Annotated in this window: 13 protein-coding genes; 4 read left to right on the top strand and 9 right to left on the bottom strand. The window is 64.8% G+C overall.

Annotated elements, in window-relative coordinates; translation table 11 throughout:
• Positions 1-16 precede the first annotated feature (16 nt).
• From pstA to RAZWK3B_RS11705, 7 genes are all read right to left on the bottom strand, one after another.
• On the bottom strand, positions 17-1,375 hold the full coding sequence (gene pstA / locus RAZWK3B_RS11735) for a phosphate ABC transporter permease PstA (RefSeq protein ID WP_007815361.1): 1,359 nt from the start codon (positions 1,373-1,375) through the stop codon (positions 17-19).
• On the bottom strand, positions 1,372-2,835 hold the full coding sequence (gene pstC / locus RAZWK3B_RS11730; protein ID WP_007815360.1) for a phosphate ABC transporter permease subunit PstC: 1,464 nt from the start codon (positions 2,833-2,835) through the stop codon (positions 1,372-1,374). The genes pstA and pstC overlap by 4 nt, the downstream gene beginning before the upstream one ends.
• Before the next feature lie 108 nt (positions 2,836-2,943).
• Positions 2,944-3,984, bottom strand: coding sequence for a substrate-binding domain-containing protein (locus RAZWK3B_RS11725; protein ID WP_007815358.1), 1,041 nt, complete (start codon positions 3,982-3,984; stop codon positions 2,944-2,946).
• A 188-nt stretch (positions 3,985-4,172) separates the two neighbouring features.
• Positions 4,173-5,222, bottom strand: coding sequence for a sensor histidine kinase (locus tag RAZWK3B_RS11720; RefSeq protein WP_007815356.1), 1,050 nt, complete (start codon positions 5,220-5,222; stop codon positions 4,173-4,175).
• Positions 5,219-5,743 (bottom strand): gamma carbonic anhydrase family protein, encoded by a 525-nt coding sequence (locus RAZWK3B_RS11715; protein ID WP_007815355.1) that lies wholly within the window; start codon positions 5,741-5,743, stop codon positions 5,219-5,221. Before RAZWK3B_RS11715 ends, RAZWK3B_RS11720 begins: the two co-directional genes overlap by 4 nt.
• Positions 5,740-6,381 carry a guanylate kinase gene (gene gmk, locus RAZWK3B_RS11710; RefSeq protein ID WP_007815354.1) on the bottom strand — a complete coding sequence of 214 codons (642 nt, stop codon included), beginning with the start codon at positions 6,379-6,381 and terminating at the stop codon, positions 5,740-5,742. Before gmk ends, RAZWK3B_RS11715 begins: the two co-directional genes overlap by 4 nt.
• A 28-nt stretch (positions 6,382-6,409) precedes the next feature.
• A complete protein-coding gene (locus RAZWK3B_RS11705) occupies positions 6,410-7,288 on the bottom strand; it encodes a YicC/YloC family endoribonuclease (RefSeq protein ID WP_007815353.1) in 879 nt (292 codons plus the stop codon).
• A gap of 124 nt (positions 7,289-7,412) precedes the next feature.
• On the opposite strand from RAZWK3B_RS11705, the gene RAZWK3B_RS11700 reads away from it, so the two are divergent.
• Positions 7,413-8,219, top strand: coding sequence for a PAS domain-containing protein (locus RAZWK3B_RS11700; RefSeq protein WP_232279520.1), 807 nt, complete (start codon positions 7,413-7,415; stop codon positions 8,217-8,219).
• A 141-nt stretch (positions 8,220-8,360) separates the two neighbouring features.
• On the opposite strand, the gene RAZWK3B_RS11695 is transcribed toward RAZWK3B_RS11700, so the two are convergent.
• The gene (locus RAZWK3B_RS11695; protein ID WP_007815351.1) at positions 8,361-9,734 is read right to left on the bottom strand and encodes a class II 3-deoxy-7-phosphoheptulonate synthase; all 1,374 of its coding nucleotides are present in this window, start codon (positions 9,732-9,734) and stop codon (positions 8,361-8,363) included.
• A 184-nt stretch (positions 9,735-9,918) separates the two neighbouring features.
• Between RAZWK3B_RS11695 and RAZWK3B_RS11690 the strand changes: the two genes are divergently transcribed.
• The gene (locus RAZWK3B_RS11690) at positions 9,919-10,923 is read left to right on the top strand and encodes a GlxA family transcriptional regulator (protein ID WP_007815350.1); all 1,005 of its coding nucleotides are present in this window, start codon (positions 9,919-9,921) and stop codon (positions 10,921-10,923) included.
• Positions 10,924-10,930: 7 nt separating this feature from the next.
• Here RAZWK3B_RS11690 and RAZWK3B_RS11685 read toward each other — a convergent pair whose 3' ends face one another.
• Positions 10,931-12,025, bottom strand: coding sequence for a PQQ-dependent sugar dehydrogenase (locus RAZWK3B_RS11685; protein WP_007815349.1), 1,095 nt, complete (start codon positions 12,023-12,025; stop codon positions 10,931-10,933).
• 174 nt (positions 12,026-12,199) lie between these two features.
• Here RAZWK3B_RS11685 and RAZWK3B_RS11680 point away from each other — a divergent pair, with 174 nt between their 5' ends.
• Positions 12,200-13,390, top strand: a complete 1,191-nt coding sequence (locus RAZWK3B_RS11680) for an ABC transporter substrate-binding protein (RefSeq protein WP_007815348.1) — start codon at positions 12,200-12,202, stop codon at positions 13,388-13,390.
• Between the two features lie 103 nt (positions 13,391-13,493).
• The gene (locus RAZWK3B_RS11675; RefSeq protein WP_007815347.1) at positions 13,494-14,276 is read left to right on the top strand and encodes an ABC transporter ATP-binding protein; all 783 of its coding nucleotides are present in this window, start codon (positions 13,494-13,496) and stop codon (positions 14,274-14,276) included.
• Positions 14,277-14,312 lie beyond the last annotated feature (36 nt).

Below are 14,312 nucleotides of genomic sequence, written 5' to 3'. Positions count from 1 at the left end.
GGCCTTGCTCCCTCGTTTACCAGCGGCGCTCGAAGCGGCGGCGCAGGATGATAGCAATGATATTCATGGTCATCAGGAAGACCAGAAGGATGATGATGCCGCCCCAGGCGCGCTCGTAATAGGCCGGATCGGCGCGCTTGGCCCATTCGAAGATCTGGGCCGGCATGGCCGAGTTGGGGTCCATGAAGCCCGAGGCGAAGCCGTCGGGATAGTTGGTGGCAATATAGCCCACCATCCCGATCAGCAAGAGCGGCGCGGTTTCGCCAAGCGCCTGAGCCAGACCGATGATCGTGCCCGTGAGGATGCCCGGCATGGCCATGGGCAGCACATGGTGGAACACCGCCTGCATTTTGGACGCCCCCACCCCGAGGGCCGCGTCCCGGATCGAGGGCGGCACGGATTTCAGCGAGGCGCGGGTCGAGATCACGATGGTCGGCAAGGTCATCAGCGTGAGCGTGAGCCCCCCCACCAGCGGGGCGGATTGCGGCAGATGGGCGAACTGAATGAACACCGCGAGACCAAGGATACCGAACACGATGGAGGGCACGGCGGCGAGGTTCGAGATATTCACCTCGATCAGGTCGGTGAAGCGGTTTTGCGGGGCGAATTCCTCGAGATAGATGGAGGCGGCCACGCCGATCGGCAGCGACAGGGCCAGAACCACCAGCATCATGAAGAACGAGCCAAGGATCGACACCCCCAGACCGGCCTGTTCGGGGCGGCTTTCGGAGGCGTCGGCGCCGGTGATGAACGAGAGGTTGAATTCCTTGGCCACGATGCCGGACGCGACCAGACCATCGACGATATCGAGATGCTCGACATCGATATTCTTGTCGCGCACCACGTCTTCGCGGAACACCCGGTCCTTGAGATAGCCATCGACGCGGGACGAGGCGAGGATGCGGAAGTCGACCGTCTGGCCGATGAGGTCGGGATTGTCGATCACCGTGTCGCGCACTTGTGCGGCGGCGGAGGGCGAGATCATCTGTTTCATGTCGCCGGGCTTGGCCAGAGGGGTTTCTATGTCTGCGGCCTGCACCACATCGAACAGCCCTTGCTGGATCAGCGGCGTGTAGCCGAAGGTGGAGACCTTCTTGATCGCCTCGATGTCACGCTCGCCGGATTTGTCGAGCTTGGCGGGATCGAGATAGACCGGAACCTTGATGAAGGTCTGCTGGAAGGCGCCGACCCCGTTGAAAAGGATCGAGCCGAGCAGGATCACCAGAAACAGAAGCCCCGTGGCCACGGCGGCGATGCCATAGGCGCGAAAGCGGGCCTCGGCGCGGTTGCGCTGGCGAGTGCGCGCGTCAACGGTGTTGAGCGAGCGATGCGCGGGTGTGGCGGCGCTGTTCTCGGGAAGGCTCGCGTCGGTCATTCGTATTGCTCCCGGTATTTGCGGACGATGAAGAGGGCGAAGACATTGAGCCCGAGGGTAAGCACGAAGAGCGTCATGCCGAGGGCGAAGGCCACGAGCGCCTCGGCGCTGGCGAAATCGGCGTCACCGGTCAGCTGGCTGACGATCTTGGCGGTGACGGTGGTCATCGCATCGAACGGGTTCATCGAGAGCCGGGCCGCGGCCCCTGCCCCGAGCACCACGATCATCGTCTCGCCGATGGCGCGGCTGGCGGCCAGAAGGATCGCACCGACGATACCCGGAAGTGCTGCTGGCAGGATCACCTGACGGACGGTTTCTGACTTGGTGGCGCCCAGACCATAAGAGCCGTCGCGCATCGCTTGCGGGACGGCGTTGATGATGTCGTCGCTGAGCGAGCTGACGAAGGGGATGAGCATGATGCCCATCACCAGACCGGCGGTCATGACGGCGGTGCTGGCCTGCATGACGCCGACGCCGTCATCACCGAAGACCTGCACCAGCAGCGGGCCGACGGTGAGCAGCGCGAAAAGGCCGTAGACGATGGTGGGGATGCCGGCCAGAACCTCGAGCAGGGGTTTGGCGACCGAGCGCACCTTGCGGGGCGCGTATTCGGAGAGGTAGACCGCCGAGAAGAGCCCGATCGGCACCGCCACCAGAAGGGCGATCAGCGAGATGTAGAAGGTGCCCCACAGAAGCGGCAGAACGCCAAGCTCGGAGCCGCCCCCGAAGCTGGGTGCCCATGTGGTGCCAAAGAAGAAATCCCAGGCCGAGTAGAGCTTGAAGAACTCGAGCGTATTGAAGATCAGCGACAGCACGATGCCAAGCGTGGTCAGCACCGCGACACTTGCGGCCGCGACCAGAAGCGCGCGAATGCCCTGTTCGACCACGTTGCGGGCGCGAAAGTCGCGGTCGGTGCGCGAGAGCGCATAGACGAAGCCAAGCGCGGCGATGGCCAGCACGGCAATGGTCAGCATCAGGTTGCCGATGCGCGCCATCGAGCGATACTCCTGAGCGGCGCTGAGTACGGCGGCGCTGACATCAGAGCCGAGGGCGACGCCCAATTCGGCCAGGCGTTCGCGCACCTGTCCGGTTTCGCTGCGCAGGGCTGCGGCCTCGTCCGTGGTCATGGCGCCTTGCGATACGGCCAGATCCAGCCCGTCGGCGACGCGGCGCACATCGGACATCACAAGGCTGCGGGTCGAGCTTTCGGGGATGGCGCTGTCGGGCAGCTGTCCGGCGATGGTGGTTTCGACAAGGATCGGCTGCAGGATGAGCCAGACGGCCAAGAGGCCCGTCGCAGGCACGAGCGCCATGAGCGCCACATGCCAGCCGTAATAACTGGGCAGGGAATGCAGAGCGCGGCTGTCGCCGCCGGCATTCTGGAGGGCGCGTTGGCGGCCAAGGACGTATCCGAGGGCCGACAGCGCGAGAACGATCAGGACAAGCCATGTTGCGGGCATGGGGGCCTCGGGGGTCTGGTCGGAATTCTGGAGGGGGTAGCAGAGGAACGGGACGGAAAAAAGGGGGACGGCACAGGCTGCGCCGCCCCCCGAAGATCCGGGGAAGGCTTACATGCCTTCGCCCATGGTCACTTCGTCAGAGATCTTCGCCTGGGTCTGAGCCAGTTCCGGATCCGAGACGAGGCCGTAGTTGGCCAGCGGGCCGTCGGGGCCTGCGATTTCGTCGGACACGAAGAATTCAGCGAATTCCTTGAGGCCGGGGATCACGCCGATATGCGCTTTCTTGACGTAGAAGAAGAGCGGACGCGACACCGGGTATTCCCCCGAAGCGATGGTTTCGGTCGAGGGCGCAACGTCCGACATGGTGGCCACTTTCAGCTTGTCGGTGTTGTTCTCGTAGAAGGCCAGACCGAACACGCCCACGCCTTCGGCGTTGCTGTCGATACGGGCCAGGGTTTCGGTGTAGTCGCCGTCGATATCGACCGAACGACCATCGGTGCGCACCGCGATGCAGGCGTCTTCGATGGCGTCTTCGTCCATGCCGGCCTCTTCCATGGCCTTCATGGCGCCGGTGGCTTCACAGCCGTGGGCCAGAACTTTTTCCTCGAACACTTCACGGGTGCCGTGCTTGGTGCCGGGGATGAAGGCGGCGATTTCAACGGCGGGCAGATCGGCGTTGAACTCGGACCACATGGTGTAGGGGTTGTCGACCAGCGCGCCGTCTTTCAGCACCTTGGGGGCCAGGGCGTTGTACCAGTCGGCAGGCTCGAAGGCGGTGAAGGCGGGGCCGTCGATCTGGCTGGCGAAGACGATCCCGTCATAGCCGATGCGGACCTCGATGATGTCGGTCACGCCGGCTTCGGCACAGGCCTTGACCTCTTTTTCGCGGATGGCGCGCGAGGCGTTGGCGATGTCGATGGTGTTTTCACCCACGCCTTCGCAGAAGCGCTTGAGACCCGAGGACGAGCCGCCCGATTCCACGACCGGTGTCGGGAAGTCGAAATTTTCGCCGAAGGCTTCGGCGACGATCGAGGCGTAGGGCAGAACGGTGGAAGAGCCTGCGACCTGCACGTTGTCACGAGCGGCGGCGGCGGTGGCCGACACGGCGGCGATCGCCAGCGTCGAGGCGGTCATCTTGAAATAGGACATGGAAAGCTCCTGATTTGGTTGGTTCGGGGTGCCCCCGGGCGACCCTTACCAGCGTGCTAGTGGCCTGCAGCGACGCTTTTGTTACACTTTTGTAACGGTTTCATGACACGCCCGGCGATGCGCCGGAATCCAAGCAAAATCGGGCAGAAAATCCGGGCCGCACAGCGCAAAAAAGCGCGAAACTCCGGTCAGGCTTGCGGGAAGGCGGGCAGAATCACCCGGAATTCGGTGCCCTGCCCCAGTTCCGAGTCGATTCGAAGCCGACCGCGATGGCGATTCACGATATGTTTGACGATGGCCAGCCCCAGCCCGGTGCCGCCCATCTCGCGGGAGCGGTGGCTGTCGATTCGGTAAAACCGTTCGGTCAGGCGCGGAATATGGACCGCATCTATGCCGGGGCCTTCGTCGCGCACGGTGACGATGGCGGCGGGGCCGCGCAGCGACAGGGCGTTGGCGTCGGTGGTCAGGCCGATATGCACGGTCTTGCCCTTGCCGCCATATTTGATCGCGTTTTCAACCAGGTTGGTGGCCACTTGCGTCAGCTGATCGACATCGCCCGGCACGATCACCGGCGTGTCGGGCAGATCGAGCGCCAGATGGACATCGGCGGCCTCGGCCACGGGCCGCAGGCTGTGGCCCACGCCGGAGAGGCATTTGCCCAGATCGACGCGGTCGGTGGGGCGCACACGCTCGTCGGCCTCGACCCGGCTGAGGGACAGCAGATCGCGCACCAGACGTTCCATCCGCTGCGCCTCGGAGAGCATGACGCCGAGAAACCGCTCGGACGCGCGCGGATCGCCCTTGGCGGGGCCTTGCAGGGTTTCGATGAAGCCCATCAACGCCGTGAGGGGCGTGCGCAGCTCATGGCTGACATTGGCCACGAAGTCGCGGCGCATCTGCCCGGCCTGTTCGAGATGGGTGATGTCCTCGAAGCAGACCAGCGCACCCGAGGCGGCAGCGGTGTCGACCCGTGAGACGGTGACAACGAAACTGGTGTCCTGCCCGCCTTCGCTGCCGAGATAGCGCGTGGTGCGCCGGGTGCCGTCGCGCAGGGTGTTTTCGATGGCGTCGAGCACGGGGGGCTGGCGCAGGGCGGTGATGAAATGCCGCCCCACGATCAATTGCCCCAGAAGCGCGCGGGCCTGATCGTTGGCGGCAAGGATGCGCTCGCCCCGCCCGATCAGCACCGCGGGCAGCGGAATCGCGTCAAGCAGGGTCGAGAGCCCCTCGCCGGTCATGTGACGGGTGTCAGCCCGGCGCGGAACCGGCGCATGTTGCGCTGATAATTCCGCGCCGATTCCCGCAAGCCTTCGATCGCGGCCTCGTCCAATGTGCGGATCACGCGACCGGGCGATCCGACCACCAGCGAATTGTCGGGAATTTCCTTGCCTTCGGTGATGAGCGCCCCTGCCCCGATCAGGCAGTTGCGGCCGATCACTGCGCGGTTGAGGATCGTGGCCCCCATGCCGACAAGGGTGTTGTCGCCGATGGTGCAGCCATGCAGCATCGCCTTGTGGCCGATGGTGCAGCCGGCGCCGATGGTCAGCGGACAGCCCGGATCGGTATGCATGACGGTGTTTTCCTGCACATTGCTGCCCGCGCCGATCACGATCCCTTCATTGTCGCCGCGCAGGGTGCAGCCGAACCAGATGGAGGCGGCGTCCTGCAAGATGACACGGCCGATCACATTGGCATCGGGGGCGATCCAAGTGTCCTCGGCGATGGTGGGCGCAAGCCCGTCGAGAGCATAAAGGGTCATCGGGTTTCCTCGAATTCGCTGTGCAGGGCTTTGACATGGGCGTTCAGCCCCGGCTGCTGGATACGTTTGAGGCGCGCGGCCTCGATGATGGTTTTCAGGCGGCGGTCGGTTTCGTCCAGATCGTCATTGACCAGAACATAATCATATTCGGCCCAATGGCTGATCTCGTCCCAGCTTTTGCGCATCCGCTTGGCGATCACCTCGGGGCTGTCCTGCCCACGGGTTTCAAGGCGGCGGTGCAATTCGCGGATCGAGGGCGGCAGGATGAAGATCGACAGGGTATGAGGCCCGAGGGCCGAGTTCTGGATCTGCTGGGCGCCCTGCCAGTCGATGTCGAACAGCACGTCGCGCCCGGCATCGATGGCGGCCTGCACCGCGCCGCGCGGAGAGCCGTAGAAATTGCCGAACACATGGGCATGTTCCAGCATGTCGCCATTGGCCACGTCGCGCTGGAACTGTGCTTCGGTCAGGAAATGGTAATCTTGCCCGTCCACCTCGCCCTCGCGGGGGGTGCGGGTGGTGGCGGAGACCGAAAAGGAAATCGAGGGGTCCCAATCGCGCAGGCGCCGCGACAGGGTGGATTTGCCAGCCCCCGAGGGCGAGCTGAGGATGATGAGAAGGCCACGGCGGCGGGTCATTGCGGGGGCTCCTGCTGTGGGCTTTGGGTCATTCGACATTCTGCACCTGTTCGCGCATCTGGTCGATGACCGCCTTGAGATCGAGCCCGATGGCCGTCAGCGCGGTGTTCTGCGCCTTGGAACAGAGCGTGTTGGCCTCGCGGTTGAATTCCTGAGACAGGAAATCGAGCTTGCGGCCGATGGGCGCGCTTTCGGCCAGAAGGGCGCGGGCGGCGGCGACATGGGCGCGAAGGCGGTCGATTTCCTCGGTCACGTCGGATTTCACGGCGATCAGGGCCAGTTCCTGCGCGATACGGCCCGCATCGGCGCCGTCGGCATTGTCCATGATGCGCGCAAGCTGGGTGCGCAGGATGCCGGCCATGTCGGCGCGGCGGGTTTCGGCAGCTTGTCCGGCCTGTTCCGTCAGGCTGGCGATCTGATCCAGCTGATCGGACAGGATGGTGGACAGAGCGGCCCCTTCGGCGGCGCGCATGGCCAGGAAATCCGCAAGCGGCGCTTCGAAATCAGCGAGAATCGCGTCGCGCAGGGGGCCGGTTTCGGTCTCGGTGGTGGCGCTGTCGAGAACGCCGCGCATCGCCACCAGATCGGCGGGCGTGGAGGGCGCGAGCGTGACGCCGGTTTCCTGAGCGCGCGCCTCGACCCGGGCCATGGCGGCGAGGATGTCGTCAAGCGCGGCCTCGTTCACCGCAAGACGCCCGGCGCGGTCCTCGGACTGGACCCGCAGGCCGAGGCTGATATTGCCACGCGCCAGACAGGACGACAGGCGCGCGCGCAGCGCGGGTTCCAGCCCCTCGATCCAGTCGGGAAGCCGCAGGCGCAGATCCAGCCCCTTGCCGTTGACGGAGCGCAGCTCCCATGTCCAGGACTGGGGCCCGAACGCCCCCTTGCCCGAGGCGAAAGCGGTCATCGAATTCAGCACGGTATCCTCCGGACGGTGTGTGACCCGTCCTAGCCAGTCGGGCGCGGGCTGGCAAGCGGCGCGCTGGAGGTTAACCATTTGTGCGGAATTTTAAACAAAACTGAGGGCAATTGTGCCAAATACCCCGAAAGCGGCGCCGGTCGGCGGGATGCGGGCTGGCGACAAGGCGGCGGGACGATCCCCGCGGCAGGACGATCAAGGTGACAGGACGATCAACATGGTGTTCAAGGGCCCCTTCGGGCGAGGAAATGTGCTGACACTGGATGCCGCAGCAAAGCGGCGGACGGGTCTGCGTGCGCTGGATATCGAGGCGATGCGCGCCTATTGGACGGCGCAGCGCGCGGGCGGAGATGTGCCACGCCGGGCCGATATCGACCCGCGCAAGATTGCCGCGCTGTTGCCGGATGTGTTTGTCGCGGAGCGGATCGCGCCGGGTCTGGCGCGCATGCGGGTGGCCGGGCTGCATCTGAGCGACCTGATGGGTATGGAAGTGCGCGGCATGCCGATCAGCGCGCTGATCGAGCCGGGAGATCGCGACCAGCTGGCCGATCTGCTGGTGGATCTGTTCGACCGGCCCGCGACGCTGGATCTGGATCTGGTATCGGTGGGCGGTCTGGGGCGGTCGCAGCTGCACGGGCGGCTGATCCTGTTGCCGTTGCGCAGCGATCTGGGCGATATCTCGAGGGCGTTGGGCTGTCTGGTGACGGATGATGCGCCGGAGCGCACGCCGCGGCGGTTCTTTATCAAATCCTGCAAGATACAGCCGATCGGCGAGATGCCCCTGCCCGCGACGTCGACTGTCATGGAACGGCACACGGCGCGAGGCATAGAGCAGGGCATGGAGCAGCACACGGCGCCGAAACTAGCACGCTCAGAGCGGCCCTATCTGCGGCTGGTCAGGCAGGATGGCGCGGTCTAGCGGGACGGCGCGCCCGGCATATAAGGCAGGCGCCTAGAGAGCCAAAAAACAATCAAAGGCAACACGTTACAAAGCAAACCTCATGTGGTGAGAAGCAAGGCAAAAGGAGGACACCCCCCTTTTGCCACCTCCTATGCGCCGTCAGACAGCCTTGGCTGCCGGGGAGCGGGCCTCGCGCATGGCGACGAGTTCCTCGGCCACGAGGAAGGCCAGTTCGAGCGATTGGCTGGCGTTGAGGCGCGGATCGCATGCGGTGTGATAGCGATCCGACAGGTTCTCGTCGCTGAGCGCCCGCATGCCGCCGGTGCATTCGGTCACGTCCTGTCCGGTCATCTCGAAATGCACACCGCCGGGGATGGTGCCCTCGGCGCGATGGACGGCGAAGAACTCCTGCACTTCGCGCAGCACGTTTTCGAAAGGCCGGGTCTTGTAGCCGGTGGCGGATTTGATCGTGTTGCCATGCATCGGATCGCAGACCCAGACCACGTTGGCGCCCTCTTCGCGCACGGTCTTGATGAGGCGTGGCAGGTGATCGCCCACCTTGCCCGCACCAAAGCGCGCGATGAGCGTGAGGCGACCGGCCTCGTTTTCGGGGTTGAGCGTGGCCATCAGGCGCTTGAGATCGTCCGATTCCATCGAGGGGCCGCATTTCAGGCCGATCGGGTTGAGCACACCGCGCGCGAATTCGACATGCGCGCCATCAGGCTGGCGGGTGCGGTCGCCGATCCAGATCATGTGCCCCGAACCTGCCAGCCAGTTGCCGGAAGTGGAATCGAGCCGGGTCAGCGCCTCTTCGTATTCCAGCAACAGCGCCTCGTGGCTGGTGTAGAATTCCACGGTGGCCAGCTCATGCTGGGTTTCGGCGGTCATGCCGGCGGCGGCCATGAAATCCAGCGTGTCCTGAATGCGGCTGGCCATTTCGCGGTATTTGGCGGCCTTGGCGTCGTCGGTGAAGCCAAGCGTCCAGGAATGCACACGGTTCACATCGGCGAAACCGCCGGTGGAGAAGGCGCGCAGCAGGTTCAGCGTGGCTGCGGCCTGCGTGTAGGCCTGCAGCATGCGGGTGGGATCGGGGATGCGCGACTCGGGCGTGAAGGCCAGATCGTTGATGATATCGCCCCGGTAGCTGGGCAGCTCGACGCCGTTGAGCACCTCGGTGGGGGCGCTGCGGGGTTTGGCGAATTGGCCGGCCATGCGCCCGACCTTGACCACCGGCACCTTGGCGCCATAGGTCAGCACCATCGCCATTTGCAGCATCACCTTGAAGGTGTCGCGGATCGCATCGGCGGAGAATTGATCGAACGCCTCGGCGCAATCGCCCCCCTGCAGCAAGAACGCCTCGCCGCGCGATGCGGCACCGAGATGGCGCTTGAGCTTGCGGGCCTCACCGGCAAAAACCAGCGGCGGATAGTGCGACAGGCGCGCCTCGACCTCGGCCAGGGCGGCGGCGTCGGTGTAGTCGGGCATCTGGACGCGCGGCTTGGCGCGCCAGTCTGATTTGTGCCAATCGGTCATGGATATTCTCCGCTTGCAGGCCGTTCAGGGCCTTCCTATACAAAACACCCCATCGGGATACCATATCCGATTTAGGCCCATTGACGCAAAAGACAGGCTGTGGCTTGTGTCCCGGGTCGGGAAAATGTCACACTCGGACCGTGTGCCGCTGGACCGCGCCGCACATTTTAGGATGACCAGGACGATGCAGCCCGATCCAAAGACCGTCCCTGTCGACGCACCGAAGGCGCCGCGAAGGTTCGTCTTCGTGCTGCTCGACAATTTCACGCTGGTGAGTTTTTCGGCGGCGGTGGACAGCCTGCGGATCGCCAACCGGATGTCGGGGCTGACGCTGTACGAATGGAAGCTTGCGGGTGAGCCCGAGGATGGGCGGGTGTCCTGTTCGGCGGGGGCGGTGTTTCAGACGGATATGGGGCTTGATGAGCTCAACCGCGACGACACGCTGGTGATCTGCGGCGGTGCGGATGTGCAGCGCGCGACCACGAAGAAGCTGCTCAACTGGCTGCGCCGCGAGGCGCGACGGGGGCTGAAGATCGGCGGGCTGTGCACGGCGGCCTATGTGATGGCGCGCGCGGGTCTGCTGGATGGCAAGCGGGCCACCACCCATTGGGAGAACCACGACAGTTTCATCGAGGAGTTCGACGAGGTCGAGTTGACCAAATCGGTCTTCGTGGTCGATGGTTCGCGGATGACCACGGCGGGGGGCACCTCGTCGATCGACCTGTTTCTGAAGATCATCGCCGATGAGCATGGCGAGAAGCTGGCCAATGCGGTTGCGGATCAGTTGATCTATTCGTCGATCCGCACCGATCAGGACACCCAACGGCTGAGCGTGCCGACCCGGATCGGCGTGCGGCATCCCAAGCTGAGCCAGGTCATCCAGATGATGGAGGCCAATATCGAAGAGCCGATCAGCCCGTCGGTTCTGGCGCGGGATGTGGGCATGTCGACCCGGCAGCTGGAACGGCTGTTCCGGCGGTATCTCAACCGCAGTCCCAAGCGCTATTACATGGAATTGCGTCTGCAGAAGGCGCGCAACCTGCTGATGCAGACCGATATGACGGTCATCAACGTGGCGCTGGCCTGCGGGTTTGCCAGCCCCTCGCATTTCTCGAAATGCTACCGGGCGCATTACAATACAACGCCCTACCGCGAACGCGGGGCGCAGGCGGCGCGGCTGTCGGTGTGATGCGCACCTAGCCGGGGGTCATGCGGTAGAGCGCGCCCTGCCCCACCGACAGGAACCAGATCGCACCGTCCGGGCCTTCGCGAATGTCGCGCACCCGCAGCGTATCGGGGCTCTCGAGGCGCTCGACCTCTTGCAGGGGGTCGCCGGTGAGCCGCGAGATGTAGTCGAATTTGAGCGAGCCGACAAAGACATGCCCGCGCCATTCGGGCCAGAGCGCGCCGGAATAGATCATCATGCCGGAGGGCGCCATCGAAGGATCCCAGTAGAAGGCCGGTTGCTCCATGCCGGGCTTCGAGGTGCCTTCGCCGATCTTGAAGCCGGAATAGTGACGCCCGTAGGAGATCACCGGCCAGCCGTAATTGGCGCCGCGCCGCACCTTGTTGACCTCATCGCCGCCGCGCGCGCCATGCTCGACCACCCACAGATCGCCCGAAAGATCGAGTGCCGCCCCTTGGGGGTTGCGGTGGCCATGGGACCAGATCTCGGGTTGTGCGCCGGAGCGGTCGAGAAACGGGTTGCCGGGGGCCGGCGCACCGTCGCGGGTGATCCGCAGAACCGAGCCGTTCTCGTTGGACAGGTCCTGCGCCGAGGGCCGGTCGCCGCGATCGCCGGTGGTGACGAACAAATGCCCGTCCGGCGCCTCGACCAGCCGCGCGCCGAAATGCCGCCCGCCCGAGCTGCCGGGTTCCATCTGCCAGATGATCGTCCAATCAGTGAGGCGGCGGGCATCGGGTGATAGCTGCGCGCGGGCAACAGCGGTGCCGGCATCGGAGCCTTGCGGTGTCGAGAGGGTGAAGAACACCGTCCGGGAGCGCGAAAAATCGCGCGGCACGAGGACATCCAGCAACCCGCCCTGCCCGACCGCTGCAATCGGACCAAGCCCGGCCACCTCGTGCCGGGTGCCGTCCTGCAGATGCCAGAGCCGCCCATCGCGTTCGGTGACCAGCAACCCACCACCCGGCAGGAAGCCGACGGCCCAAGGCGCGTCGAACCCGTTTGCCACTTCGGTCAAGGTGAGTGGCCCCACGGAACTGTCGAGCGCGGCGGCAGGTGGGGCAATCAAGCCCAGGCAGACCAGCGCAGCGGCAATATGGCGGATCATCGAAACCTCCTTTGGTTGAGATCGGGCACAGACGGGCATCCCCCCGAATATCTTGGGGCGGATTGCCGCCCGGTCAATGGTGGCGCGTCAACGCGGCATTCCGGTTCCGCTTGATTTTCGGCTGCCTAAAGATAACGTCGGCTATCAAGGGATTTTCAATCAGGGAGCACACTCATGAAAAAACTACTGATAGCCACGGCTGCCGCCGCATTGAGTGCGGGCGCCGTGAGCGCGGATGATCACGCCGTCAAACTGGGCATCATCCTTGGCTTTACCGGCCCGATCGAGTCGCTGACCCCGCATATGGCGGGCGGCGCGGAACTGGCCATGACCGAGGTCACGGAGAGCGGCGCGCTTCTGGGTGGCAAGGCGGTGGAGCCGGTGCGCGCAGATTCCACCTGCACCGACGCAGGTGCCGCCAGCGCCGCCGCCGAACGCCTCATCACCTCGGATGGGGTCAAGGGCATCATGGGCGCGGATTGCTCGGGCGTGACCGGCGCGATCCTGTCGAATGTGGCCGTGCCCAACGGCATGGTGATGATCTCACCCTCGGCCACGTCGCCGGCGCTGACGACCGCCGATGACAATGGCCTGTTCTTCCGCACCGCGCCGTCGGATGCGCGGCAGGGCGAGGTTCTGGCCACAGTGCTGATGGAGCGCGGCATCGAAAGCGTCGCCGTGACCTATACCAACAACGATTATGGCAAGGGACTGGCTGACAGCTTTGCCGCCGCGTTCGAAGCGGCGGGCGGCAGCGTGACCACCACCGCCGCCCATGAGGACGGCAAGGCAGATTATTCAGCGGAAGTCGGCGCGCTGGCCTCGGCGGGTGGCGATGCGCTGGTCGTGGCGGGCTATGTCGATCAGGGCGGGCCGGGCGTGATCCGCGCCGCGCTGGACACCGGTGCGTTCGACCTTTTCGTGCTGCCCGACGGGATGATCGGCGCGGCGCTGGAGGAGACCTTCGGATCGGAGATCGACGGTTCGGTCGGCACGGTGCCGGGCACCGAAAGCGAGGGCGCAAACACCATGCTGGAGATGGCCGAGGCCGCGGGCATCGACGGAACCAGCCCCTATGTGGGCGAAAGCTATGACGCGGCGGCGCTTTTGATGCTGGCCATGCAGGCGGCGGGATCGGCGGAGCCGGGCGATTATTCGGCCAAGATCCTCGACGTGGCCAACGCCCCCGGTGAGCAGATCTTCCCCGGCGAGCTGGGTCGTGCGCTCGAGATTCTGGCCGGTGGCGGGGATATCGACTATGTTGGTGCCACGGATGTGGAGCTGATCGGACCGGGCGAAAGTGCCGGGTCCTATCGCGAGATCGTGATCGACGGCGGCAAGATCACCACGGCGGGCTATCGCTGAGCCGGGGGACGACACAAAAGGCCTGCCCGGGGGATCATCCCCCCGGGCCGGTGCATGACCGGCCGGGATCTTGTGCGGCGCGGATAAGGGGAAGAGAGCGGCGATGATTACTGTCGAGACCCTGCACAAGCATTTCGGCGGCTTTCACGCGGTGGATGGCGCAAGCCTGAGCGTGCGCGAAGGATCGATCACCGGGTTGATCGGCCCCAATGGCGCGGGCAAGACCACGCTGTTCAACGTGATCGCGGGTGTCCTGCCGCCGACATCGGGCCGGGTCACGATGCAGGGCGAGGATATCACCGGCCTGCCACCGCATGCGCTGTTTCACAAGGGCTTGCTGCGCACCTTCCAGATCGCGCATGAGTTTGCCTCGATGACATGCCGGGAAAACCTGATGATGGTGCCGGGTGGCCAATCGGGGGAGACGCTGTGGAACACCTGGTTCGGTCGCAAGCGCATTGCCGAGGAGGAACGCGCGCTGCGCGCGAAGGCCGATGAGGTGCTGGAGTTCCTGACCATTAGCCATCTGGCCGACCAGCGCGCCGGAGAGATTTCCGGCGGGCAGAAAAAGCTGCTGGAACTGGGGCGGACGATGATGGTGGATGCGCGCATCGTCTTTCTCGATGAGGTGGGCGCTGGCGTGAACCGCACCCTGCTGAACACGATCGCCGAGGCGATCCTGAACCTCAATCGCGAGCGCGGCTATACCTTCGTTGTGATCGAGCATGACATGGATTTCATCGGCCGGATTTGCGATCCGGTGATCTGCATGGCCGAGGGGCGCGTTCTGGCGCAAGGCACGCTGGACGAGATCAAGGCCAATGAGCAGGTGATCGAGGCCTATCTGGGCACAGGGCTGAAGAACAAGGACAAGGTGGGCGCATGACGGGGGCTGGTGTTTTCATCCGGGAGCGCACGCATG

Source organism: Roseobacter sp. AzwK-3b (assembly GCF_000170875.1).
GTDB classification, from domain to species: Bacteria; Pseudomonadota; Alphaproteobacteria; order Rhodobacterales; family Rhodobacteraceae; genus Roseovarius; species Roseovarius litoreus.
Note: the sequence above shows the minus strand (reverse complement) of the source record. Positions and strands in the feature narration are given on the sequence as shown.

Bases quoted from the DNA above. Each gene is read 5' to 3' on its own strand.
- RAZWK3B_RS11685 (WP_007815349.1), bottom strand. From the start codon at position 12,025: ATGATCCGCCATATTGCCGCTGCGCTGGTCTGCCTGGGCTTGATTGCC.
- RAZWK3B_RS11725 (WP_007815358.1), bottom strand. From the start codon at position 3,984: ATGTCCTATTTCAAGATGACCGCCTCGACGCTGGCGATCGCCGCCGTG.
- RAZWK3B_RS11715 (WP_007815355.1), bottom strand. From the start codon at position 5,743: ATGACCCTTTATGCTCTCGACGGGCTTGCGCCCACCATCGCCGAGGAC.
- gmk (WP_007815354.1), bottom strand. From the start codon at position 6,381: ATGACCCGCCGCCGTGGCCTTCTCATCATCCTCAGCTCGCCCTCGGGG.
- RAZWK3B_RS11680 (WP_007815348.1), top strand. From the start codon at position 12,200: ATGAAAAAACTACTGATAGCCACGGCTGCCGCCGCATTGAGTGCGGGC.
- pstA (WP_007815361.1), bottom strand. From the start codon at position 1,375: ATGACCGACGCGAGCCTTCCCGAGAACAGCGCCGCCACACCCGCGCAT.
- RAZWK3B_RS11675 (WP_007815347.1), top strand. From the start codon at position 13,494: ATGATTACTGTCGAGACCCTGCACAAGCATTTCGGCGGCTTTCACGCG.
- RAZWK3B_RS11695 (WP_007815351.1), bottom strand. From the start codon at position 9,734: ATGACCGATTGGCACAAATCAGACTGGCGCGCCAAGCCGCGCGTCCAG.
- RAZWK3B_RS11720 (WP_007815356.1), bottom strand. From the start codon at position 5,222: ATGACCGGCGAGGGGCTCTCGACCCTGCTTGACGCGATTCCGCTGCCC.
- pstC (WP_007815360.1), bottom strand. From the start codon at position 2,835: ATGCCCGCAACATGGCTTGTCCTGATCGTTCTCGCGCTGTCGGCCCTC.
- RAZWK3B_RS11705 (WP_007815353.1), bottom strand. From the start codon at position 7,288: ATGACCGCTTTCGCCTCGGGCAAGGGGGCGTTCGGGCCCCAGTCCTGG.
- RAZWK3B_RS11690 (WP_007815350.1), top strand. From the start codon at position 9,919: ATGCAGCCCGATCCAAAGACCGTCCCTGTCGACGCACCGAAGGCGCCG.